Origin of the sequence: Shewanella sp. 10N.286.52.A9 (genome assembly GCF_041468985.1) — a bacterium.
In the GTDB taxonomy this organism is placed as follows: Bacteria; Pseudomonadota; Gammaproteobacteria; order Enterobacterales; family Shewanellaceae; genus Shewanella; species Shewanella japonica.
The window spans coordinates 216,266-242,524 of sequence record NZ_JBFRJQ010000011.1 but is presented as its reverse complement, the minus strand read 5'-3'; the positions used below and the strand labels follow the sequence as shown (position 1 = coordinate 242,524).

Genomic DNA, 26,259 nt, shown 5'->3' with positions numbered 1-26,259 from the left:
GCCCTCATAATAGTGACCCATTAGACTTGGTAATTGGTTGTAGTAATGCGTTTAGATAAATTTATCTGTGAAAGTACTGAGCTGACTCGCTCATTAGCAAAAAGAGTATTGAAGTCAGGTGAAGTGACCTGTGACGGCGTTGTGATTAAAGATGCCAGCTTTAAAGTGGGCACCGATACTGAGGTTTGCATTGAAGGACGCAAAATCGAGGTTATTGGCGAACGCTACATTATGATGAATAAGCCTGTCGATACGATTTGCTCAACTATTGATGAAGAGTACCAGTCTGTTTTGAGTTTAATGGATATCGAAAAAGTTGAGACGTTACACATTGCTGGGCGTTTGGATGTGGACACAACCGGCCTTGTATTAATTACCAGTGATGGCTTGTGGTCTCACAAGATTACCTCACCTAAAAAAGACTGTGGCAAACGCTACTATGTTGAAGTTGCTGAACCACTGGATGAAGCGTTAATTGAGACTTTTGCTGAAGGTGTCCAATTACGAAATGAAGATGGCCTAACTAAACCAGCGATACTTGACATTATTGATGCTACTCATGCCAGACTAACTATAAGTGAAGGTAAGTATCACCAAGTGAAACGTATGTTTGCAGCTGTGGGCAATAAGGTGATTAATCTGCATCGTGAAGCCATAGGTAAAATTGAAATGGAAGATGACCTGTTAGAAGGTGAGTGGCGTTACCTTACTGATGAAGAAGTGAAATCAGTTTAATCCACGTTGATTTGTTTGAACAGGTTCCGCTAATTTAATCGCGAACATAAAAAAGGGCCTTCTTTAAAGAAGGCCCAAACACTAGTTTTGGAACGCTATTTTAGTGTAGTTTACGGCGACGACTTGCGCCTAGTAAACCAAGTAAAATCAGACTAAAGATCCCCATGCTACCGCCTGAGTCAGATTTAGCTGGCGCTTCATCTGGCGCCACTTCTTCTGCTGGTGGAGTTGAATCAACACCATCAGAGTTTACAGTGAGCATAAAGCTAGTGCTGGCATGATCATGTTCGTTTGCTGCATCCATAACTGTTACAGTGATTTCAGTTTCACCATGCCAGTCAGTGTCTGGAGTGATAGTAAAGCTCATTCCATCTACTTCAATAGAAACATTCTCACCTGATGCCATCATTGCAACTGCCCGGCCTTCACTATGCATATATTCAACGGTTAACCCTTCCATAACGTTATTCTCATCCATTTCGTGGTTAGCGATATCAAAAACTGTGATATTGCTACCAACAGGTACAGGAATAATTCGTGTCACAGTATTGGCATTAGTCAGCTCAGAAGTTAAGGTGACTTCGTTATTACTTCCAACTGCAGCTGTATTGACCATTGCTGAGAAACGTGTAACAAGACGAGTACTTTCAGGACCTTGATAGTTAGCACATACCACCATGTCACTAGCTAACTTTTCAGGCTCATTAATAGCGTATTCATCAAAGTTGTAACCATTAACAGGGTAGTAGAAACCACGCACACCTTCGTAGCCTTTCATGCCTACAGTATGTTTACCTTTATCTTCATTCATTTCTTTGTACGCGAACATAATTTCATAAGTGTTTGGGGTAAAATCAATGTCTGCAGAGGCCAACATTGTAAACTCATAGTGGGTGTCATAATCTATTTCATTACCCCATGGTCCTGGAATAGAGCCATACATGCGTTTCCATTGGATAGCTAGGTACTGATTTTGATTAAGTGCTGCAGCATAAACGCCATATTCATATGGAGTAAAAGTTGCTAAGTCCATTCCTGATTCATTGATGGTAACTCCGTTTTTGAACCAGAAAGGAGCAATCAATAAGTCACGAGCACCGTCCCATACAAGAGACTCTCCAGGTAATGAGAATAGGGCATGGGCATCAAATCTCATTAAACCGTCACCTTGAATGGTGATGATGTTGTCGGTATCTTCCGCAGCTACACCATAAAGTGGGATGTGCGGGAAGTATTTGTCGTATCCAACAAAGTCTGGAATTTCAAAGCGCTGATCCCACTGATTACTAAAACCTGGTAGTTGGTCAACCCCAATAGCTTCCAAGTCTAGGAAGTGAGTTGCATCAGAAAAAGGTAGGCGACACATGTCATCTTCAAGACTCGTAGTGAATTCATAGCGACGTTCTGAATCTCGTGATGAAGCCTGCATTCCGCTAATGCTAACTTGGTTTGCATCAACATTACTTTCAAGGGTTTCAAAGAATTCATTACCACGCACCGAGTCAGCAATTAAGGTCATACCTTCTGGTAGCGTCACATTGAGGTTCACTTCACGTTCTAGGCCGTTAAGGTTAGCTTCGTGAACTATTTCAAAGTCGACAATATCACCAACTTGAGCGCCAGTATGACTGCTATTTAATACCACTTCATCTTCTGAACGGGTGAGACGCAATGGCAGCATACCAATATCATCCATGTTTGTAGAGTCCGTCCCTAATGCGATAACGCCATGATAAATATCGCCTTCAACAGCATCTGACATACTCCAATTTAATGATAAATTAACTGGGTCAAAACCATTGCTTTCAATACCATCAATAGTCACTTCAGAGCTTACTTCATCACTGACCATGACTAGGTTCGTCACAATGCGATTCGCTTTATTATATGGATCATACCAACCTTGGCCCCATTTCATGTTAGTCACGGTATACCAATATTGACCTGGTTCTGGGTTATTGATGGCGCAGTAATCTTGTAAGCGCCAATCTGAAATACAGATTGCCTCGTTGCTCCAGTGGATTTTTCCATCATTATTGACATCACGACCAAGATCTAGTCGAGACGCGTATCTGATTTCATTATCCTCATCGGTGATTTCTACCACGAGTCGCTTTGTCCCTTCAGGTACTGTAAACATACGGTAGCCTATTTGAGATTCTGCTGTAGGTAATGAATCTTCAATGTCCCATGGCCATAGTTCATTCATTTTTAAGTGGTATTCTTTTGACTCACCCATGCTCATACCATAGACGGTGGCGGCTACCGATGATGAAGCTGGTAACACCATATCCGGTGTCAACATTGTGCCTTGTTCACGAGCAAATTTTGCATGGATATTTACAGGTATATCAGCTTTCTTATAGGTAGTGATTACAGGAATACGTTGAACAGGCTTACTGCTATCACTTGGTGATAAAGTTAGTTTACCGTAAAAATTATAACCATCGCTGTTACCTGCGCCTAGTGGAGAGTCTGATTGAAAATCAAGATCAGGTAATTTAGCTGTCACCATAATACGCTGGGTTTCTCCTGCTTGCAGGGAGAAACTTGCTGGAGTGACAGTTAAATCTAGCATTGAAGCACCAATGTAACCCATTTCTTCTGCAGTCACATTCCAACTGCCATCTTCGGCTGCTGTAACTGTTCGGAACCAGCTGCAGCTTCCTTTACAGTCTCGGTTTACAATATATGGTGTGTTGAGCATTGACACATCACCACCGGCCATTGGGTTCGCGTTGGTGTAATTATCAATGGTTTCATCAAGCAGTAAGGTCGCGTTAACTGCTGCTGCCACATTAATGACTCCAGCGCCTCCTTGATCGTAACTAAAGTTAGCTTCTGATGCTGTGGTAGTGAGTGCTGATTGGATTTCCGCAGGAGTCCAATCTGGGTGAGCATTTTTAATTAATGCCATTGCACCAGCAACATGTGGTGATGCCATTGAAGTGCCACTAATTGCTGCCCAGTTCATGCCGTAACCATCAAGCGTAAATATACGATCGTTGGCATAAGCGGCAAATACATCTACACCTGGAGCTGCAACGGTTGGAGTCATCACATTTGGGTTAGTTGTGCTTGGGCCTCTTGATGAGAAGTCAGCTAGTAAGTCGCTTTCTCCCATTTCTGTATACAAAGAAGCATCACTTAAACTGGCACGATGACCAGTACCTGAAGCTAACCAGGTAACGAGTTTAGTACCGTCAGATGCACCGACGTGTGCAGTTGGTAATGAGTAGAAATCTTCTACTTTAATGGCTTCGTATACAGGGTACTCCCAATCTTGTTGGATATTATAAAGAATCAATCCACCTGCACCGCCAGCCAAAATGTTATCTGCTTTTGCTGCTCTAGGTTGGTCGCTACGTTGACATACAACAATTGGCATCTCTGTTAATGCACTGCCATCAGGGTAAGCAGTAAAGGTATTTACATCAAAAGGTGTATCACAGCTGGCATTATCGGCGTTGTAATCAGCCGCTAATACGACAGGTCCTGTATATGCACCAGTGATTGATGCAGCATTCATAGGTCCATAAGGGCTAGGGCTCTCTTCACCGCCTTCAAAACTATCAATGGTTTTAGGATTGGAGGTAATAACACGACCGTGTGTTGATGCGGCAACTGTGGTAACCCAAGGTGATACATGGTCCATCCAGTAATCTCCAGCATTGCCTGCTGAAGTCGCTACTGAAATACCCGCTTCACGGGCTGCTAAGAAAGCTAATTCGGTAGGTGCTTCCCATGGAAATTGCTCTGCACCACCGATAGAGTAGTTGATAACATCGACACCATCGGCAATCGCATCATCAATGGCTTTCAAAGTCGTCTCTTGAGGGCAACCAGCGTAAGGAGCATTGCCACCACCAGCCCAACATACTTGATATGAAATGATATTAGCGTGAGGTGCAACACCTGAAACCCGAGGAAAAACAAGATCAGTGTCTCGACCAGTTATTTCATCGCCATATCCAGCTTCTGAAACTTGGTAAGCGACATCAAATAATACGTTACCAGCAACCGTTGATGCGGTGTGTGATCCATGACCATTGTAGTCTTCACCGTTAGCTGGGCGCGCTCTATCCCAGCTCCCCCACCAACCTTCACCTTTAAATGCTGGGTCGCCATAAGTATCTGTAATCTCAGTGTAAGAGCGAATACCAATTAATTTGTCATTACACATGTTGGCAAATTCTTCGAGCTCACAATCACCAATATAGTTACCTGAACCCATTGGGTTTAAAATGGCGACACCATCGTCACCCATTGCGGTAAAAGACGGATGGTTAGAGTTTATACCAGTATCTAGAATACCGACTTTAATACCAGCACCTGTAAACTCAGTGCCCTCGGTGACATTACCATTCCAGATTTGGTCAGCACCGATATGTTGCGGACCGACATCAGTATGCAACTCTAAAATAACTGAACGGGTTACGGCTTTAACGCCGTTTAAGTTAGCAACTCTAGCTGCTTGAGCTTGAGTTAATTGCATGCTTATACCGTTGAATGCGTATTTGTATGACTGGCGAATATCGGCTGCAACGCCAATTTTACTGCTGATTTCAGATTGGATACTCGCTTGTTGGTTTTGCAGATAGTTTACATAACTGCGGCTTGCTGTTGATTGTGTATTCACTTTAGCTTTAGTTTGCTTACCAAACTGTTGTGCGGTGATGGCTGGTGCAGTAGCGGAGTAGCCAGCAATGCCTCCATTGTAGGTTGCAACAGGTTGGTCGGCTAATTGGATAATATATGTATGTTCACCTGGCGCTAAGTCCGTTTCTACATGAAAAGGCGTTTTTATATTGGCACTAATGGCTCTATGTTGGTTTGGCCCAGTTGTTAACCCTTCGCGGTTTAACAATTTACTCTGTATTTCTTGCATTTGTTGATATTCCTCATTTGAAATATCAACAGGCTTTACATCTATACCTTGAAGCAATAACGGTCCGTCTTGTTGAGGGGGGGTAGCAACGGCGCCAGCCCCAGCTGCATATATTGCAGCTATCGTCATTAGACTTATTTTTTTTAGTTTCATGGAACCTTCCCTATTATTGTTGTTTGAACAGGTCAAGCACAATCCTGCAGCTCCTTTTTAACGTTCAGCACAATTCACATCCAATGTCTTTGGGCTATGCATAAATGCTCAAAAGGAATGCATAAATGGAATAAGAGATACAAAATAACACCTGTTAATTGATTGTTAATGTTGTTATTTGGGGTTTAACATTATGTTTTTTAATGAGTTAGGAAGTTCCAATTTAAAAGGGTGCTCAGTTGTTACAAAGTTGTTGCGTTTATTGTTTTTGGCCTCAAAGTGTTCTTTGGGATACAAATGGTCACAGATTGAAGGGTGGTTTGTGATTGATTAGTTATTTGCTTTTGCTAAGGTCGTGTTACCCAAATAACAATAAAATTAATGTGTTTTGAACTTTGGAAATTAGAGCCGAATTTAATGATTTTTAGATGTTCAATATCGGGGAGGATAAGTAAATGGAGCTGAGGCATATTAAGCATTTTGTGTTGCTTGCTGAAGTAAAAAACTTTAATAAAGCGGCTGAAATACTCAATATTACTCAACCTTCTTTATCAAAAAGCATTAAGCGTTTAGAGCTTCTGATTGGTGGACAGTTACTTAACCGAGACTCCAAACCTGTATTTGTAACTGCATTAGGGCAAGTTTTACTCAAACATGGCCAGAAAATCTTAAAAGAATTCGAAGAAATGGAACAAGAGGTAACCTTGTTTCAAGGGGTTGATGATAAAGAATTACGAGTAGGTGCCAGTCCAATCCCCTCAAACAGCCTTGTTGGACCGATTGTCGGTGAATTTTTACGTCATTATGCAGATATGAGCGTTGAGTTAAAAGTCGCCCCTTGGGAAGATTTATATCAACAGTTGATATACGGTGACATTGATTTTTTTGTTGCTGAAACCAAAGTCACAGAGCTTGAGAAAAGTGAATTATTAACGATAACCGAATTACCGCCATTTAAAGTGATTTTTTGCTGTCGCCCCAATCACCCATTAACGCAACTACAACGGTTATTTTTACCTTCATTTAGAGATTATCCATTAGCTATCCCGCGTCATATGCCGCAATCTATTGCCGATGCGTTTGAGGACTTGTTTAAGCAACAACGAGAAGACTTTTCGGGTATGGTGCGTTTCGATCAATTTCATCCCATTAAAGAGTCCATCATTAATGGTGATTTAGTTGCGTTAACTCCTGAGATTTCGGTAAGAAGCCAGCTTGAAAAAGGCGTTCTGGTTGAATTGTCACCCTATGTCATGCCACTGATTTATGCACGATTTAGCGTGGTGTCGTTAAAAGAAAAATCTCACTCTAATGCCGCTGAGGGTTTTATTGATTTTCTGGTTAAGCGTGCAGAGGATGTTAAATTGGAGTCACCAATGCAAAATGAAAAGCAAGAAACTGTGTTGGCTTGATTTCATGCATTGTGTGACTGAGTTGCTTACAACAGATTATATAATGTGTTTGCATAACGAAAAAGGCCTTCAATTGAAGGCCTTCTGATTTTATCGATATCGCATTGACATATTATGTGAAGGTATTGAGCTTAATGACGTTTTTGACGACGTATGGTCGTAAACCCCAACATCAATAACAACCCCCATAAACCTAAGCTACCGCCTGAATCAGATTTGGGTGTTTCTGGCTCAATTGGTTTTTCTGCTGCTGGTGGCGTTGGCTCAATACCGTCAGAGTTTACCGTCAGCATGAAGGTTGTTGAGCTCATGTCGTTCGGAAAAACGTTGTCAGATACTGTAACTGTGACCATTGTTTCACCCCAAAAGTCAGCTGCAGGCGTAATGTCAAAGCTTGAACCTGAAGTATGACCGTTCACAACCGCGGTAATATTGTCACCCGTAACTGTAATGGTGTTGGCTGAAACGCCTCCATCATTGTCAGCATAGGTAACGGTAATACCTTCGAGTGTGGTGTTTTCATCCATCATTTTATCGCTAATATCAGATATAATGATATTTGAGGCGACATTAATCATTTGCTCCGCATTGGCATTAGCAATACCTTCGATATCACCAGTAACGGTGACGCTTTGATTAACGCCAAGGGCGTCTGTTGTGACTTCAGCTTGCATATTCACAACCACAATACTGTCACTTGGACCAGTAATGTCATAACACACCACTAGGTTGCTAGACACTTTGTCTTCAAGATCATTGAAGGCATAGCTCACACCTGTGTGGCCTTTTAATGGGCCATACGTGCCACGTGGGCCGTTATATCCACGAACACCAATTGAACCTTCACTCGATTCACCTGCAAAATCAATGTTGTCATAAGCCATGATAATTTCATATTCACCTGGCGCATGACCAGTATTGTTTTTCAAAAATACTTGGTAATCATAGTTATCATTTCTTGGTGTTATTACTGTATTCCAGTTTTCATCCCAACTCTTGTCATGAGTTGCCGCTTTATTCCATTCAATGATGGTGAAATCATCGGCAAAGGCTAATGTCACGCCTTTTTCTTGGTTGATATCCCAGCTTTGCTCATACATAGCCAATGTCCACTTCTGTGGAGCAAACATGGCCATAGGGTCTGTAGCATCTAAGCCGCCCCATAAAGGCGCAATGATGAAATCAGGTGGAGTTGAATATTCATTAGTTGGTAGTTCTAAGTACATATTCATAGGGACAAAATCCCAAGGGTTATAGTTACCCGTATCTAATTGCAACCAACCTTTAGAACTTAGAATAATAGAGTCAGTACTAAAATAATCCTGATTATCAAATGGGGTTAATGTACCAGCGTTTAGAGGCATTTCAACATCATGAACCCAGTTTCCACCCCATTCAGTCGCTTCAAAGAAGCTACCCCACGACACGTTAATGCCAAACTTTGCCAAGTCTAGATACCCACCATCTACGGGTGTTCCATCTGGATAGTCAATATCCAATGGTGTACGACACATGGCATCTTCAAGGTTAGTCGTAATGGTGTAATTGGTTTCACGTGCAGAAGTATCAAGCTGACTTCGTAATAAGCTAAAGCCGTTTTCAGTTTCACTCAGCCCTTCAATTGCAGCGATGCTTCCTGGTACTAACTTAAGACCTGCCGACAATGTTGCATCGAGCTCTAAAGAACGGTCATTACCAGATAAGTTAGGCTGAACCACAACACTCACATCAATAATATCGCCTACTCGAGCAGCATCTTGAGAGCTATTAATTGAAACACTATTCACATCGCGCTTAATGTTTAACGGAACGATTGCTAAAGAACCTGGTGCATTATCACCTGCTGAAATAGCAGCTGCTGAGTAGTAATGCTTTCCTTGTTCCATCTCCATATTCCAGTCGATAGTTAATGAAGAATTTAGCTCGCTAGTATCTTCAAAATTAAGGTTAATAGCTGATGAAGCTTCTTTAGGAATCACCACATGGGCCATTTCAATCGTATCGACATTATCGTATGGAAATAAAGGGTAGGCACTCATTACTAAGATAGTGTATTCACCCGCTTCAGGTTCTTCTAAAGCACAGAATTGACCTTTGGTTGTTTGCCCAAGCATTGAACCACAAATGGCTTCAGATTGGTGTAAACGCCCATCATTGTTGAAATCTCTAAAGATATAAACATCTGATTGAAGGTACTGGTTAAATGGGTGGTCAGTCTCAGAGGCGACGCGACCTAATAATTCAGCACGTAATACTGCGCTGTTTTCAGGTACGTCGACAACGAAGGTTTTGATGTTAGGTAATGTGGTATCCCAATAAAATTCTTCATCAATGGTTATCGCGCTAAACTGACGGCGAGGTAGATCAAAGGTTTCGGTTGTCGCTTCAACGGGAGTATATGCAACACCAGTTAAACTCGAACCAGGAGCGCCAAACGGGACATCAGCTATCACGTGCTGAGATTGGTCATCGTTTGCGGTAATATTGATGGTGTTCGGCAGTGTTTTTCCGTTGTACGTTGCCAAAAATGGCCAATGTGCAGCAGGAATGGTTTGATCTTGAGATGTGAATTGAATTTCACCCGCAGCCGTTTGAACTGTGCCATCGTACCAAGCCATGTCTGACTCTTTAAATAGGCTAGTGACGGTTAAGTCTATCGTTTCGCCAGCTTTAAGGGTAAAGGTTGATGGAGTCACGTTAACTTTTGCGGTTGGATCTAAGGTAAAATCCCAAAACAGAGGCGAGCGATCAGAATATAGGGCTTCAACGCTCCATGTTCCATCGCGGGTTGCTTTAACTGTACGGATCCAGCTACAGCTTAAACCACAATCTTTATTAATGAGTTGCGGTAAATTAAGCTCACGCACCTGACCACCATTTTGTGGATTAGCTCTGCGGAAGTTATCTGCAGTCTCATCCATGACTAGACCACTGTTAATCGCGTGTTCAATATTGACTAGGCCATGTCCTGCTCTATATGGGCCTGCGACTTCAACTTTTCTATCTAAAGGATGAACGGTTTTAATCGCTTGGCTATTGGCGGTCATTTGTAATGCAGATTGTACTTCTGATGCTGTCCAGCTCGGATTTGCTTGACGCACTAAGGCCATAACACCTGCAACATGTGGACTTGCCATTGAAGTACCGCTAATAGCGTTATAATTACGGGTATCTGCTTGCGGGTTTAATGGATTTTCATCATTCCATGGGGCAAAAATATCGACCCCTGGCGCCGCAATTCCAGGTGAGAATAGCTCTTCAATAGTGCTTGATGGGCCACGAGATGAGAAGCTTGCTAGTTGATCTGCATTTTCTGGAGTGATAACGCGCGTAGCTGTCGATGCGGTAATGGTGCCTTGTAAATCACTGCCTGATTGAAGCCAAGGTTGAAGGCCTTTCGTTTGCCAATTGCCATACCATTGATTTGCAGTGATGTGTACACCTGGTATTGCATAAGTATCATTAGCGACGTCATCGGCTTCATCCCAAGTGTTATAAAGTACAAACCCGCCCGCGCCACCTGCTGCTGCATTTGAAGCTTTTTCAACGCGTGCTATATCACCACGTTCACAAATAACAATGTCTGACGCTTGGAAAGTATCGGCAGGGAAAGGTGAATTACAACGTGCATCACCAAAATCAGCGGCGATAACAAAGTTACCGGTAAACGACTCTGAAATACCAGCGGCATCCAGTCTATCTGGAACTAGCGTTTCGTCGCCACCGACAAAATTATCTAGTGCTTTATCTTCAATCGCAATTGAGCGTGCATGAGTCGTTGCTGCAACGTTCAACACCCAAGGTGATGTGTGGTCTACGGTATAAAGTGAGTCTTCACCATTTGCCGCGCCAGAATTACCTGCAGATAGTGCAACAGCGACACCCGCTTCTCGGGCCGAAAGAAACGCCATTTCAAAAGCATCATCCCAAGGGAAACTTTCACTGCCACCAATAGACATGTTGATGACATCTACACCGTCTTTGATAGCTTGTTCAATAGCAAATAACATGGCATCGCCAGAACAGCCACCACTTACCATACACACTTGGTATGAGATGATATTTGCATGTGGTGCAACGCCTGAAATTGATGGCATTTGCACGCCAATGGGATTACCAGGACCACCGCCAAGTTGTGAACCAACGACATCTACATCATATAAAACATTACCCGCAACTGTGCCTGCTACATGGCTACCATGGCCTTGAAAATCTTCACCAAAATCTGGTGCTAATGGGTTTCCCCATTCATCTTTAAATTCAGCAGTTATGTCTTTGTGAGTATATACACCGATTAACTTATCATTACATCGTGCTGCAAACTCTTTAAGGCTACAATCCCCTAGGTAATTTCCTTTGCCTAATGGATTGGTGTGTTCAAAACCATCACCGCCTACGGCTGCAAAAGAAGGGTGATCAGTATTGATGCCAGTGTCAATAATACCCACTATCATGCCTTCGCCTTTGTAGGCTGCGCCATCTACTGTGGAAGTGCCATCCCAAACGCCAGTTGCGCCAATGTGCTCTGGGCCAACATCGGTATGTAATTGATAAACTTTTGAGCGTTGAATGTAGGCAATTTCTGACATAGTAGACAGCTGCATTGCTTCTTCTTGGGTCATTTCAACGGTAAAAGCGTTTGCAGCTAAGGTAAATTGTTGTTTTACCTCTAAGCCCGCTTTTTGAATAAGACTTTGCTGTTTTGATAGTAAGTGATTGGTATAAGCATCAATGGCATTAATACTTGCGCCAGTGGCGACTCCCGCTGTGAATAGTTTGGTATTTTTATTATTGAGTGTAGCCTGAGTTGCTTGTAAACCTGGAATATCACCTTTGTAAGTTGCTACAGAATTGCCATGCATTCTTACTATGTAGGTCTGTTTGCCAACAATGTCTTGTTCAATTTGAAACTTGTCTTTTGCTTGCTTAGCTTGGAAATGAATATTGCGCATGTCACCACGTCGAAGCGGCGCAGTTGTATCGGTACCCATTCTTGCCTGAGTTTCCTTCTGGGCGAGGTACATTTCCATTAAGTTAACGCCTTGCAATTGCACATTATCATTTGCAGATGAAGGGCTACTTGCAGCAACACTACCAACACCGCCCGCATATATTGCAGCCAATGTCATGAGTGATAATTTTTTTAATTTCATGATGCTTCCCTATTAATTATTATTTTAATAACTGCAAATGAATATATTTGACAGTTAAATAGAGTTTGCAAAATTGTTAATTAATAATCCAATGCGAAATTAAGCATTTAATGATGCACAAAAACTATTAATTAATATTCTGTCTATGATTTTATTAATACATTTTTTGAATCGGTTTGATGTTTATAAGTAATCGATTAACTGTAGATTAATTGATACATATTGATACGTGTCGCAGTTTATTTATGTCCATTAAAAACAGTGGGTTATGATGGTTTTACTTTTGGGGTTATTTATATTGATTTGTTATTGTGTTTATAGTTAATATTAAATTAATAAATTACTTTCTAATATTTTTAATTTGTTTTTATAAATTGTTTTTTAATAGTAGGTTGACGTGAATGCTATTGATTAATTGTTTTTGTATTCTTATTTAAATTGGGTTTGTTATGGAATTGCGTCATTTAAAACATTTTCTTGTTGTTGCTGATTTAAAACATTTTCATCGAGCTGCACTGGAATTAAACTTAGCCCAACCATCGTTATCTCGAAGTATCCAAAAAATGGAAGACTTACTCGGGGCTAAATTATTGGAGCGAACTTCTCGCTCTGTGACATTGACGCCATTTGGTGAGATTGTTGTGGAACATGGCAGCCGAATAATACGCGATGTCGATTTTTTAAAGCGTGAGATACAAGCGATTCAAGGGCTTGAAACCGGTGAGCTAATTATTGGCGCTAGTGCTATTCCATTAAACAGTATCGTCGGGCCAAGTATAGGGCAGTTTATTCATACATTTCCCAATGTGAATGTAGAATTAAAAGTGGGTAATTGGTTATCGCTATATCAGCAGCTATGCAAAGCTGAAGTCTCGCTATTTATTGCTGAAACTAAAGCGACAGAATTAGAACAAAGAGATGATATTGAGGTGGTGCCGCTGCCGAGTTTTCAAGCTATTTTTTGCTGTCGTAAAGCGCATCCATTAACACGAATAAATCCACTGACTTTAGCTGATATTAAGCAGTATCCCATTGCTATTCCATCTGCCTTACCTAAGACCCTATATGATCAATTTGGCGACCTGTTCAATAAGTATCGTAAAGGATTTTCTGGTTTAGTGAAATTTGAGCAGTTTCAAGCAATTAAAGAGTCATTGAGCGAATGTGACTTAGTTTCTTTAGCACCAGATGTTTCGGTCAAAAAAGAGCTCATTAATGGCTTGTTAGTCGCATTGCCGATAACCGATATGCCAGATATAAGAGCATCGTTCAGCATAGTGTATTTAAAAAGCCGCAAACTGACACCGGCAGCTAAAGCTTTTATCGATTTTATTCATCCAGCAAAGTGCTAATTTTACAGGTTTCTCTCTGATAAATGTTGTTGCTTAACTATTGCCTCAATCGTGTCGAATAGCCACTGAAATAACGGTTTGTTTCTATGGCGATAGTGATGACAATAATAGCTATTCAGCTCGACAGGTTTCTCTCTGATAAATGTTGTTGCTTAACTATTGCCTCAATCGTGTCGAATAGCCACTGAAATAACGGTTTGTTTCTATGGCGATAATGGTGACAAAAATAGCTATTCAGCTCGACAGGTTTGTTATTGATATGAATAATTTTACTACACACTTTATCAGTATTAATGCCGTGGTATTGCGCACCTGCTGCATGAATTAAATGAGTTTGCGAAACCACACTTAATACTGAATCAGGATGCGGACTTCGATAAGCTATCTTCGGTGTTAATCCAGCATTTCTAAGATACTTTTCAACATAGGTTGTATTTTCGTTCCACCCTGTCACATGTAAAACAGCTAGTGGATAATCGGCAAATGATTGTTCGTTAATGACATGCCTCGCTAAAGGATGTTGCTTGTTTAAATAAGCTTTGGCAAATAACTTTGGTAATGTCCTAACTGTCATTTCTTTGGAAAAATCAGGTTCAACCATTGTGACGGCGATATCTTGCTTACCTGATAGTAACTCTTGCTCTGTGTTACTACTCCACACCGAAACCACTAATTCAATTTTTGGTGCTAATTGATGCAAGGCTAAAAATAATTGGTCACTAATTAATCCTATGAGAGCAGGGTGCAGAGTGACATTAATTTTACCCGTGAGCGCCTTAAGCTCAAACTCTTCCATGTGGTTAATAATATCGGTCAGCTCTTGCCAAGTATTAGGCAACTTTTGCGCTAAATAATGTGCTTTATCGGTTGCAGTTAAGCCGTGTCTGGTTTTAACAAATATGGGGTCGTTAAAAGCATCACGTAACTTCTGTAATGCTCTACTCACAGCAGGTTGGCTGATGTGGAGCCTTTCGGCTGCTTTATGTGTGTTTAGCTCTTCATATAAAATGAAAAAAACATTGATCAAATTAAGATCGAGAGCTTCAAATGGCGTTTTATTCATTAAATTTAATAGCAATACCGAAACAAGGTATATTCAGTGTATTGCCATTGAGCTTAAATGTCGAAAGTGAGTATCTTATTGGGTTGATACTTCAAAGACTGCTAAATATTTATAAAGGCGACTGACTTTAATCCGCTTCAATGAAATTAAAGTCGGTCTCCTTTATGTTGGTGACTATTTCTCTAAGCTGACTTTGCCACTCACAGTGCTTGCGTTAAAGCTGCCATCACCTTGTTGAGTTTTGAATTGAATTGACTCTCTTGAGGTGTATTTTGTTTTCATTGGTTTATCACTTGTTAGGCGGTTATCAATTCTCCCACCAGGGCCGCCATCAATTTCAAACGATAAGTTTGGCATCGCTGAAAACTTCACATCGATATCACCACTCACGGTATCGAATACGACTTTACTAACAGCGTCACTGAGTTTGACTTCAATATCACCACTCACAGTAACAATTTTGACTTTTTGCGCTGAGGTAAAGCTACCTTCAATATCGCCAGAGACTTGGTCAATTGCTAAATCTGTTACACGGTTATTTTCAGATTCAAGCTCGCCACTGACTAAGCGATACTGCACTTTGCCTTGGATATTTTTATCTTTAATGTCACCTGATACTGTTTCTAGTTCAATTTTACCGTTGAGCTCGTCTGCTTTAATGTCGCCAGAGACAGTATTTAGTTTGATTTCACCTTCAGTTTCTTCAACTTCCATGCTGCCGCTGACCAAAGATAACTGAATTTTTCCGCTGAGCTTTTCTACTTCGTAATCAGCAGATACACCCTCTGCTTCAAGCTTTAGATTGGTTGGAATTCGAATAACAAGATTTGAACCTTGTTTATTATTACCTCGATAACTGCTTGGTAGTTTATCTTCAATGACAATCTCATTACCTTTCTGCTCGAAGATAAAACCTTGTGACAGTTCATCTAAATGGCCCTTAACACTGATGATATCTTTATCCCAGCCCACAATTTCGACTTTGCCACGTTGCACTTTTAGCTCAACTTGAGGATTCGCTGACACGGTCATTTCACGGTCAATTTGCTCAATTGCTTGGGCCATCAACGGAGTGAGCAGCACACTGCAACCGATTACAATACGGCTAAATAGGTGATTAAGTTTGGTGTTCATATTACATTTCCTTGCGTTGATGGAGTCGAATTAGTTGGTGTGCGTTGCTGTTGTTGCAACAATTCAATTTCTCTTTTCATTACCCATAACCATAAGTCCCAGACTTGTTTGTTATTGGGATCATTTTTTAATGCTTGTTGGATTTCTTTTGATGCACGTTGAAGCTCAGTAAACCCTTTATTAAATGGGTTAATTTGATTATCAAGCTGCATACCAACAGTGAATTTATTGTCTTCAAATGAGGCTAATTGTTGCTGATGAGTCGTTGCAATTTGATCTACCAAGGCAATTAAGTCTTCAGTCGATTGATTTGATAAAGCGTTATCAACCGTGATTGTTTCTTGTTCAGAAGTCATATTTGGCGTAGATAACTGCCAACCTAGTACCATCACAAAAGCGAGGCTTGCAGCGATAGCAAGTGTTTTCCATTGCTGCTGATCCGAGAAAGGTTTATGAGTTGTTTTGCCACTGATTTGATCATCAATGCCTTGCCAAAGATCTACGCGTGGATTGATCTCAGTCGGTAAGCTTGTGAGCAACTCATCAAGTTGTTTTTCTGCTTTGGTTTGTTGTGGAGATAAATTCTTCATACCAGCATATCCTGTAACATTTGCTTTGCTCTGTGGTACTGCGCTTTGCTGGTTCCCACGGCAATATTCAACATCTCTGCTATTTCCTGGTGTTGATACCCTTCAATTGCGGATAACACAAACACCACTCTGGTTCGTTCAGGTAAGGTCAGTATTAATTTGTCTAACCTATGGTATTCATAATGGGTGCTGTTTTGCTGTTCAGCATGTTCAGTTAAGTTGCTTTCGGGTAAAAAACGATGCCAAAAACGTTGCTTAGCTTTCATGCTGTTAATGGCTTGATGCACACACAATTTATGTAACCAAGTGCTGAATTGGCTTTCACCATTAAACTGTCCTAATTTTTGCCACAGTCTGACAAAACAATCCTGACAAATTTCATCTGCATGATCGTGACTGCCACTCAAACGAAAACAAATCGCATACACTCGTCCTTGATGACGTTGATAAAGTTGCTTAAAAGCAATTTTATTCCCATCCAATGCCTGCGCCACTAACTGTTCGTCGGGTGTATTCCCGTCGATAGCAACATTCACTTCATTCGCATTTGCTTGAAGCGTTGGTGCAATGTCAGTGATGTTATTGATATTCAAGTTCACCGTTTTATCCGTTTGGGTGTGAGTTACTAGATTAGACATTAGCAAGTTAGCAAAAGGTTTACTGCACAATAAAATAAATTAAGTTCGTGCTATTTGAGCCGATAAATATTATAGCGATGTTGGCTAATGTAGTTATCGCTTAATTTGATTGGGAAAATTTAGTTTGTGCAAACATTGTCTAAAGAGCAAATGTGCATCTATATTTTTAATGTACCTTAAGGTTATTAGGGATTTATATGTTAATTCGTACCAAGTTAATATTGAGCGTGGTGGTGTCTTTAGTGGCTTTTACCGCAATGTTTGGCTTACAACTTTATACTAGCGAAGTGAAGTCTCGATTAGCCAGCGCAGCTAATCATGTGACCGAAATTGAGCGAGAAGTATTAAACCTAAGAGTGATTGAAAAAGATTTTTTTGCCCGTTTAGATACTAAATACATTCAAGATCACGATGATATCTACAACGACATCAATAACATCATTGCTGAACTTGATCAGACTTTAATTGAACGTGGCTTACCTACCCAAAGCCTGTCTAGTTTTAATCAGAGTTTACGAACATATAAAGGGCTGTTTGCCGAATTGGTGACATTACAAACTGAGATAGGCTTAACACCAAAAACTGGTTTGTATGGCGACTTAAGACAATCTGTCCATAATGTTGAAACCATATTAAAGCAGCAAAATCAAAATGTATTGTCGGTCACTATGCTGCAGCTTCGTCGAAATGAAAAAGACTTTATGCTCAGACGCACTCAAAGTTATTTAGATAGGTTTGATAAAAATATTAGCTTGTTTAAAACGCAATTAAACGCATCCACATTAGATTATCAAACAAAAAAGCAGATTACTGAATTGGTGAATGCTTATCAACGCAGTTTTGTACAACTGACAGATAAAGAAAAAGAGTTTGGCTTAAGTGCTTACGATGGCGACATGTTGATATTGCGAGAAGCGATTAAGAAAACCGCGATTGATTTATCTACGCTTCAACAGCAAACTCACCAAGAAATTAGCCAAGCTGAAAATAATGCACTCATATTAGGCGCTACTATTTTTGTGTTAATCACCCTCATTTTAAGCGTATTTGCCTACCTGATTTTACGCAGTATTGTGGTGCCGATTAATGACATTAATAAAGTGATATCCGAGGTTGAGAAAAATAAAGATCTTACTTTGCGTTGTGATGAAACCAGAAATGATGAACTTGCCAGAATTGCAAAACACTTTAACGCCATGGTGCTCAGTTTTCAGACCTTAATTGAACAAGTTAATGAGTCTGTCGAAGCAATGAATATTTCCTGTGAAGAGCTGACTCAAAATGCCGTGGTGGCTTCTGATGGCGTATCAAGGCAACTCAGCGAAACCGATATGGTTGCTACAGCGATTACTGAGATGGGTGCAACGATTGAAGAAATTGCCAGCAATACTGAACAAGCTGCGCTAAAGGCTAACGAAACCAATGAACATGCACAACAAGGGTTAGTGAGTGTTGAGCAAACCATTGAAAAAATTCAAACCTTGGCAAGTCAACTTAGTGACTCGTCTGAAGTGGTCGGAGAATTAGAGCGAGACAGTGAAACGATTGGTAGTGTGCTTGATGTGATCAGAGGGATTGCAGAACAAACTAACTTACTGGCATTGAACGCAGCCATTGAAGCTGCAAGGGCAGGGGAACAAGGGCGAGGCTTTGCTGTTGTTGCCGATGAAGTCCGAAGTTTAGCCATGCGTACGCAAGAGTCCACCGAGGAAATTTCAAAAATTATTACCACACTACAGTCCCGTACACATTCGATTGTGCAGTTAATGGACGCTAGTCAGCAAAAAGGAACAGACAGTGTTGAGCAAGCGGGTGGTGCTGGGCAGTTATTGCATTCTATTACTCAAGATGTGCAAACTATTTCAGATATGAGTACACAAATTGCTACCGCCATTGAAGAGCAAAGTATGGTGGCTGCAGAGGTGAATAAGAATGTGGTGATTATCCGTGATATTGCTGATGAAACAGCCAATGCAACCGAAGAAAACTCTGCAGCAACTCAAGATGTCAGGCAACGAGCAGAGGCGCTGCATGAGGCGGTTAGTCTATTTAAAGTGGGCTAGGTTTGTTACTTAAAGCATGTACTATAAAACAGCTAACTCAATAACCTAAGAAGTCATACAGAGTATGCTATTTCAGCTTCTGTATGACTTCTGATTCTTTCATTTAAGCGAGATTAATGTCTTAGCGAGATTAATATCCAAGCCTAGCTTTACTCTAGTGTTGTTAGATCAATATATTGATCAATTCGCTTTGGCGTAAACTGCTTGCTTTCACCATTTGACCAACTGATCGTCACCATATCAACGCTTTTACAATCACCTAGGCCAAATAATAAGTCACTGTTATAGGTCGCAGCATAAGCTGATGCTGTGTCACCGACAGTGCGGGTTTGAATTCGTCCACATGCCGATACTATGGCTTTAGCCCCAAAGATATCAGCCTGCTTTGAAGGTGATGTAGTGACTTTTATGCCTAAAAAGTGATTATTAGTTTGGCTATTGGTATGGTTTTCAAATAGGTGCCATTTGCCACGTTCGTTGGCAATAATTAAATCTGCATCGCCATCTCGGTCATAATCTATGACTTCCGCTCCAGCGCCTGTGGCACCAATATCTGTTGAAATGACGCCGTGGTTACTCGCTAAACTGAACGATTTTCCTTGATTATTTAAGTATAAATACTGGGTGATTTCTTTTGCCATATTACCGTAACGCATGAAAAATAAATCAGTCCAGCCATCATTATTAAAGTCGGCTGCTAAAGCACTGGTGGTTTGCTCATTGATATTAATCCTCATTGATTGAGTGACATCGACAAAGCGTCCATTACGATTTTCCAATAATTTAGCCGGTAAAGGAGGATTTAACGTTGGACTTGGCGTTGAAGTCACATTGTTAATAACCCCAGCGGTTGCTGATTGTGTTTGACTACAAACCCGCCATTTATTATCACCGACATAGCCAATATAAAGCCCTGGTTTTGAACCTTCGGGTAAGGACTTCATTTTAGCCCCTTTGGCACAGAGTCCTTCTGGCCAGCCTTGAGATGCTTCTTGGGTTAATTCAATGCGGTTATTACCGCTTCTATTCCAGCTTTGACCAGTTTTTACTGCTTGAGCTTTGACGTCCAGTAATCGTTTGTCTTTGCCTACAAATACATCATAGTGCGGGTAGGCCATTTGTAAATTTTCAAGTTTAAATGGCCCAGCTATCGTGAGGTCTTCTAGCTGAGAAGGTTGAAAGCGTGCAAAAAATGCGAATCTTTTGGTTTCAGGATCATAATAGGTTTCATGTTGAAACTGATGTTCTGATCGACTAATAACCCAGTCATAATCGCCATCACCATCAAAGTCTATTTGTGATATTGAACTGGCATGGCTTATCTTTTGTAATTCACCTAACGCTTCGTCTGTGGCATCTGTAAAGCTATAACCTTCACCCCCTTTGGCAAGCACAATATTTTTTCCGCCATATACAACAATATCTGATTCTCCATCTTGGTTGAAATCGGTTATTGACGATCGGTAACTTAAACGGTCACCAAAAGGAAGGTGGGCGTTAAAGGTAAATTGACCTGCACCCTTGTTGCTATAAAAATGGTTAGCGCCCGTTTTAAATTGTTCTGGCGTTGCAAATCCGGTTAAAAATAAATCTAAATTACCGTCGTTATTTGCATCTAATACTTTTACTGAGCGGCCACGGCCTTTTTCAAAGTGACTAAGCTGCTCGCCACCAGTAATTTCACGATCTCGGGTAATTTCATAATGTCTTGGTTTTCTCGGATTGCTGCCATTTCCTCCCCCTTGAGCGATAATCACTTCCACTAAACCGTCTTTATCAAAGTCAGCAATTGCAGTACCGTGCATATCTCCCTGAACTAACTCAGTAGGCGGGGAAAAATATCCACCTTCATTCCAATAGATGAAAACCTTATAGGCATGTTCAGTTAACAGAAGGTCTTGAAAACCGTTGCCATCTAAATCTCCCACAATAGCACCATCCCATTTACGTCTAGCACGTTCCTCTGCGGGTAGAACACCATGAGTTTCGCTAAATAAGGTATCGACTTTATTGTTTTTTGAAGGGGTTGAATTTTCGCTTGCACATGCTGTTAATTGACTTGCAGTGAGCAGTAGGATTAGCTGAGCGAGATTGATTGGCTTAGTGAAAGAGGGCATTATCATTACCATTAATAATCATCATATGTTTATTAATGTAGCATGTTTTGTGGCGGTTAACATATCAGTAACGTTTAAAGTTAACTTTAAAACCGAATGTAAAAGCGAGTAGAAATAGCAGTCAGTTTTTTATTGTTATAGCGGTGTAGGCTTGATTTGAACTTGTTATAGGCTAGGGCGTTATTGCTATGACAGGTAAGTGAGCGGGTTTGTTTTTTCTTTAGGTTATTGAATTATAAGTATTAAAAGCCCAATGTGGTATTGGGCTTTAGACTTTTAAAACGCTTGATACGAGATAAGCGTATTTTTAGTTTAGCTACTCAGCGGCTACAGTTTTAACACCATCTGGTGAACCAACAAGCAATACGTCAGCGCCACGGTTTGCGAACAAGCCGTTAGTCACCACACCTACAATAGCGTTTAGTTGAGTTTCAAGCGCTTTAGGGTCAAGAATTTTGTAGTTATACATATCTAAAATAACGTTGCCGTTATCCGTTACTACACCTTCACGGTACACAGGGTCGCCGCCCAATTTTACTAATTCACGTGCCACATAAGAACGTGCCATAGGGATCACTTCAATTGGAAGTGGAAACTCGCCTAATACGTCAACTTGCTTAGTGTTATCGACAATACAGACAAATTTCTTTGCAACTGCCGCAACAATTTTTTCGCGTGTTAATGCTGCGCCGCCGCCTTTGATCATGTCCATGTGGGCGTTAATTTCATCAGCACCATCAACGTACACTGATAAATCAGACACGCTATTCAAATCAAATACTTCAATGCCTAATTGCTTTAGCTTTTGAGTTGACGCTTCAGAGCTAGAAACCGCACCTTGAATGTCGTGTTTCATTGTCGCTAATGCATCAATAAAGTGATTAACCGTTGAGCCAGTACCTACACCAACAATACTGTTTTCTTCAACGTACTCTAGTGCTGCCCAACCGGCGGCTTTTTTCATTTCATCTTGAGTCATATCAACATCCTAAGCTGGCTATTTTTGCAATGATAAGTAGTAAAATTGGCAAGAGTATAGCAAATGCCAAGCTGTTCAAGATATGGCAGAGATTTAATTAATGGCCTCTGCGGTCTCAGAAGTTGACATAGGATAGAATTTTTCCTGCTTAAAGGCGTTGATGACGCGCAAATTAATGTCGCTGGCAAACTTACGTTCTAAGCGAATATCCATGACATAGGCTTTGACGGTTAGCTCAATAAGGTGCTCGCCAAACTCATAGCGAGTGGCAATATTCACCGTAATAGGCTTGTCTAAAAAAGTATAAGGTGAGCATTGTGTCGCTTCTTTTGCTAATCGAGTCGCTTGTTGATGATCAACCTGTATCGGTAAAGTGAATTTAACGACAACCATTTCATCTAATGCGCCGCTATTGGCATTTGATACGGCAGTTTTAAGCGCCTCTGCGTTAGGCACCATCACAGTATTATCATCAAAAGTTCTAAGCCAAGTGACGCTCCAGTCGAGTTGAATCACTTCGCCGTAATGGCCTGATAACGTCACCATATCCCCTACACGATAGGGTGGAGTTATCATGATTATCAGCCCAGCAATCATGTTTTTAGCTGGTTCTTGGGTTGCTAAACCGAGCACAATACCAATGGAGCCAATCACTGCGAGTACCAGATTTTCGTGCGGGTTAATGATTTCGGCAATAGTGTAGATAATGACTGTAGCCCAAATAAATAGTCTTACAAATGGGTATAAGCGGCTCCACAGTAGGCGGTATTTGGGTAATTTTACGGTTAAATGTGTCAGCAAAGTTTGCACAACCACGAGCAATAACCAAGCAAAGAAACACACCAAGGCAAAGGCGAATAACTTATCGAATGAAATAATATCTAATATGGCTTGCAGGGCTTTACGTGAGTCTTCCATGATACTAACTCCTACAGGTAGAGCTTATTGTGATTGACTAAGTGGCTGGCAATCAGTCGTGTTAAAGTGGGAGTGATAACATAATAATGTTGGGCAAAATCTTGTTTTGAATAATGCGCTTTTATCAATCCTTGGCGACATAAATACTCAAGCTTAAGTGCACTTTGCTCGATACTACAGGCAAAAATTTCAGCATGCTGAAAAATCCGTAACCCACCGTGAACGTATAATTCTGCAAGGCTAAACAGATCGTCGTCGCTGCATTGTTTTAAGCTGGTTAAATCTGGCAGGCAAAGCGGGGCTATTGTTAGCGGGTGGTTGTCGTCTTGAATCAATGCATGAAATATCAATACACAAGCCAATTTACTATGGCCTCCAGTGGCTTGGTGCAATTGTTTTGTGAGTTGCTCAAATGCTAACTTTTCAGCGTCATCATCTTGATTATCAGTAATGTGCAGTCCGATTTGTGCAATCCTGCTTTGTATTACATCGCGAAATTCTGACAGGCCAAAATAGTCGAGCTTAATGACGAACTTTACAAAATTGGTAATCGCGTACTGTGATGATAGGCGGTGCCAAACATAGGTTTCGCAACCCAGAACCCAGCAATGACGTTGTCGGGTTTCCATTAATATGGTGGCAAATGTGACTAAGGCTTGATAGTTACCCATCATTCTGAGCATTAGCTTATGCAGATCATCGATAATGATCACATGTGCAGGCTGTTTGTTTATTAAGGCTATCGCTGCGGTAATCGATGCTGGAGCATCGTTAATATTGAAACAGTAACAAAGGTTAGCAATGGTTTCTTTTGTGGTTAATGCTGCATGGTAAAAACTAAGATAAGTGATATGTACCGCTTCTGTTTGGCGAGTTGCTTGCTGGGTTAAAAACCAATGATGAAACTGATTGAGAAAAGAGCTAACACCTGAACCAGCAGGGCCTGTAACTGCAGTTAACTCGCCTTTATTTTGCTGCCAACGAGTAACTGAGTCGGTTAATTGAATAAATTGATGTTCGCGACCAATAAAGCGAGTGTGCTCGGATAATGGCGATATATCGACTTGTTGTTTTATCCTATGTTTAGCATTTTTTGCTTCAGGTAGCGCCGCTACGTCTTTATCGGCTGCATGATAATTTATAGCCAGATCAGCTTTTATAGGGTTATACAGTAAGGTTTTTTCCACTGTCGCCTTTGGATTATGGTGGGGGTAAATTCTAGCGATATCCTTCAGTGACAACTTTCCTTCAGCACTTTCTGCATCAGCAATAATAGCAGGCTGACCCATTAACAGGGCTTTCAGTTTGGTCCAAGCCTGGGTGATTTGTGGTAGTTGCACATCCATTTTACGTTTTACCTCGTCACGCTTAATAAAAGCGAGTTATTCCATTTATTTAGTCTCTAAAGACTTCTTAACTCTAGCATAGTTGTTTCATTAAAGTGGCTAATATGCTGAAAGCAAAATGCACCATGATGTTGTTTTTCGTTGGGCGATGCTGGTGGAATTAACGCTAAAAAATCGCCTTTAACAGACTTGATTGGGGCGGAAATTGGAAAGGCTGGGCGTATTTGCGCTGTAAGTTAGAAGATAATTGTCATCATTGGGGCTAAATGAGTCGCTTTTTTGATACAAATTAGTGTGATCTCATTCCATTCTAATCGAGATTTCAATCCTAATTAGCAATGCTAATCAATTTAGTTGTTAACCTACCTTATTTGCTAAAAATAACAGTGATTTAAGTCTCGTTTTTATTATCCAAATCTGCGATAGACTCAATCGGATTTTGTCATTTTATCTCTTAAAAAAGCGAGGATAAGATAGCTGCAATTAAACCACATACTTTAAAAGGTTATTCGTTATGTTCAAGCTAACCTCTGTTGCTTTTATTATTGCTTCAATTTGTTCAATTTCTACAGCTCAAGCAAGTGAGCCAATCGAGGTGATTAAACCTGCTGTTATCACCGAACCTGAAAAAGTAGAATTAGGTAAAATGTTGTTCTTTGAACCACGTTTATCTATGTCTGGTTTTATTTCTTGTAACTCTTGCCATAACTTATCGTTAGGTGGTGTGGATGCATTGCCAACGTCTATCGGTCATGAGTGGCAAGAAGGTCCAATTAACTCACCTACAGTATTAAATGCTGACTACATGCTAGCGCAGTTTTGGGATGGTCGTGCTGCTAACTTAAAAGAGCAAGCTGCGGGTCCTATCGATAACCCTAAAGAAATGGGTTATACCCATGAGCTCGCTGTTGGTACTATTGCTTCAATGCCTGGCTATGTTGAACGTTTTAAAGCAATTTATGGTTCTGAAGAAGTTAACATCGACAGAATTACAGACGCCATTGCGGTATTTGAAAAGACGTTAGTAACACCAAACAGCCCATTTGATAAGTATTTAGAAGGCGATAAGAAAGCCATTACAGCCGACGCTCAAGCGGGTTATCAATTATTTAAAGATAAAGGCTGTGTAGCTTGTCATAACGGTCCTGCTGTTGGCGGTACTATGTACATGAAAATGGGCTTAGTTAAACCATTCCATACCGATAACCCAGCCGTTGGCCGTAAAGGCGTAACAGGTAAAGAAGCGGATAAGTTTGTCTTTAAAGTACCAACACTACGTAATATTGAGCTGACCTATCCATACTTCCACGATGGCAGTGTTTGGACACTTGAAGAAGCGGTTAACACCATGGCTGATATACAATTAGGTCAGGAAATGAGTGAAAAAGAAACCAAGCAAATGGTTGATTTCTTGAAGAGCTTAACCGGTGAACAGCCACAAATTATGTTACCGATTTTACCGCCTTCAAATGAAAATACGCCACGCCCAGTGCCGTTTAAGTAAGGAATTTTCAATTAGTTTAATCGCCTAATTGAATATTGTTGCACTCCCCCAGCAAAGCCTGTTCAACTTATTGAGCAGGCTTTTTATTTTTTATCTTATTAATCAATAAATAGTACCAAAAAGTACCTAGTGTACGGTTTTGTGCCCACTAGGTTTTATTGGCTAATCCCCCTATGATAACCCTAGAGATACAATACAAGGTTTAATAGGTTAT

At 40.8% G+C, this 26,259-nt stretch carries 15 protein-coding genes; 5 read left to right on the top strand and 10 right to left on the bottom strand.

Annotation, left to right across the window (positions count from 1 at the left end; all coding sequences use genetic code 11):
- Positions 1–45: 45 nt before the first annotated feature.
- On the top strand, positions 46–735 hold the full coding sequence (gene rsuA, locus AB4128_RS10710) for a 16S rRNA pseudouridine(516) synthase RsuA (protein ID WP_372037629.1): 690 nt from the start codon (positions 46–48) through the stop codon (positions 733–735).
- A 100-nt stretch (positions 736–835) separates the two neighbouring features.
- On the opposite strand, the gene AB4128_RS10705 is transcribed toward rsuA, so the two are convergent.
- Complete coding sequence (locus AB4128_RS10705) at positions 836–5,776, bottom strand: S8 family serine peptidase (protein WP_372037627.1); 4,941 nt, start codon at positions 5,774–5,776, stop codon at positions 836–838.
- A 455-nt stretch (positions 5,777–6,231) separates the two neighbouring features.
- On the opposite strand from AB4128_RS10705, the gene AB4128_RS10700 reads away from it, so the two are divergent.
- Positions 6,232–7,188, top strand: coding sequence for a LysR family transcriptional regulator (locus AB4128_RS10700; RefSeq protein ID WP_372037626.1), 957 nt, complete (start codon positions 6,232–6,234; stop codon positions 7,186–7,188).
- 131 nt (positions 7,189–7,319) lie between these two features.
- Here the strand turns inward: AB4128_RS10700 and AB4128_RS10695 are convergent, their stop codons facing one another.
- The gene (locus AB4128_RS10695) at positions 7,320–12,341 is read right to left on the bottom strand and encodes a S8 family serine peptidase (RefSeq protein WP_372037625.1); all 5,022 of its coding nucleotides are present in this window, start codon (positions 12,339–12,341) and stop codon (positions 7,320–7,322) included.
- A gap of 449 nt (positions 12,342–12,790) precedes the next feature.
- Between AB4128_RS10695 and AB4128_RS10690 the strand changes: the two genes are divergently transcribed.
- The gene (locus AB4128_RS10690; protein WP_372037624.1) at positions 12,791–13,693 is read left to right on the top strand and encodes a LysR family transcriptional regulator; all 903 of its coding nucleotides are present in this window, start codon (positions 12,791–12,793) and stop codon (positions 13,691–13,693) included.
- Between the two features lie 115 nt (positions 13,694–13,808).
- Here AB4128_RS10690 and AB4128_RS10685 read toward each other — a convergent pair whose 3' ends face one another.
- The 4 genes from AB4128_RS10685 to AB4128_RS10670 form a co-directional block, all read right to left on the bottom strand.
- The gene (locus AB4128_RS10685) at positions 13,809–14,756 is read right to left on the bottom strand and encodes a LysR family transcriptional regulator (protein ID WP_055026425.1); all 948 of its coding nucleotides are present in this window, start codon (positions 14,754–14,756) and stop codon (positions 13,809–13,811) included.
- A gap of 174 nt (positions 14,757–14,930) precedes the next feature.
- Complete coding sequence (locus AB4128_RS10680) at positions 14,931–15,890, bottom strand: DUF4097 domain-containing protein (RefSeq protein WP_372037623.1); 960 nt, start codon at positions 15,888–15,890, stop codon at positions 14,931–14,933.
- On the bottom strand, positions 15,887–16,480 hold the full coding sequence (locus tag AB4128_RS10675; RefSeq protein WP_372037622.1) for a hypothetical protein: 594 nt from the start codon (positions 16,478–16,480) through the stop codon (positions 15,887–15,889). The genes AB4128_RS10680 and AB4128_RS10675 overlap by 4 nt, the downstream gene beginning before the upstream one ends.
- Positions 16,477–17,118: an RNA polymerase sigma factor gene (locus AB4128_RS10670; RefSeq protein ID WP_372037621.1), complete on the bottom strand. Its 642-nt coding sequence runs from the start codon at positions 17,116–17,118 to the stop codon at positions 16,477–16,479. The genes AB4128_RS10675 and AB4128_RS10670 overlap by 4 nt, the downstream gene beginning before the upstream one ends.
- 197 nt (positions 17,119–17,315) lie before the next feature.
- Here AB4128_RS10670 and AB4128_RS10665 point away from each other — a divergent pair, with 197 nt between their 5' ends.
- A complete protein-coding gene (locus AB4128_RS10665; protein WP_372037620.1) occupies positions 17,316–19,181 on the top strand; it encodes a methyl-accepting chemotaxis protein in 1,866 nt (621 codons plus the stop codon).
- Positions 19,182–19,330: 149 nt separating this feature from the next.
- Here the strand turns inward: AB4128_RS10665 and AB4128_RS10660 are convergent, their stop codons facing one another.
- The 4 genes from AB4128_RS10660 to AB4128_RS10645 form a co-directional block, all read right to left on the bottom strand.
- Positions 19,331–21,298: a CRTAC1 family protein gene (locus AB4128_RS10660; RefSeq protein ID WP_372037619.1), complete on the bottom strand. Its 1,968-nt coding sequence runs from the start codon at positions 21,296–21,298 to the stop codon at positions 19,331–19,333.
- Positions 21,299–21,614: 316 nt separating this feature from the next.
- A complete protein-coding gene (gene rpiA, locus AB4128_RS10655) occupies positions 21,615–22,277 on the bottom strand; it encodes a ribose-5-phosphate isomerase RpiA (protein WP_055026420.1) in 663 nt (220 codons plus the stop codon).
- A gap of 93 nt (positions 22,278–22,370) precedes the next feature.
- Positions 22,371–23,195 (bottom strand): mechanosensitive ion channel family protein, encoded by an 825-nt coding sequence (locus AB4128_RS10650; RefSeq protein WP_055026419.1) that lies wholly within the window; start codon positions 23,193–23,195, stop codon positions 22,371–22,373.
- 11 nt (positions 23,196–23,206) lie between these two features.
- Complete coding sequence (locus AB4128_RS10645) at positions 23,207–24,541, bottom strand: ATP-binding protein (protein WP_372037618.1); 1,335 nt, start codon at positions 24,539–24,541, stop codon at positions 23,207–23,209.
- Positions 24,542–25,055: 514 nt separating this feature from the next.
- On the opposite strand from AB4128_RS10645, the gene AB4128_RS10640 reads away from it, so the two are divergent.
- Entirely contained in the window at positions 25,056–26,045 is a 990-nt protein-coding gene (locus AB4128_RS10640) for a cytochrome-c peroxidase (RefSeq protein WP_055026417.1), read from the top strand.
- The last annotated feature ends 214 nt before the right edge of the window (positions 26,046–26,259 follow it).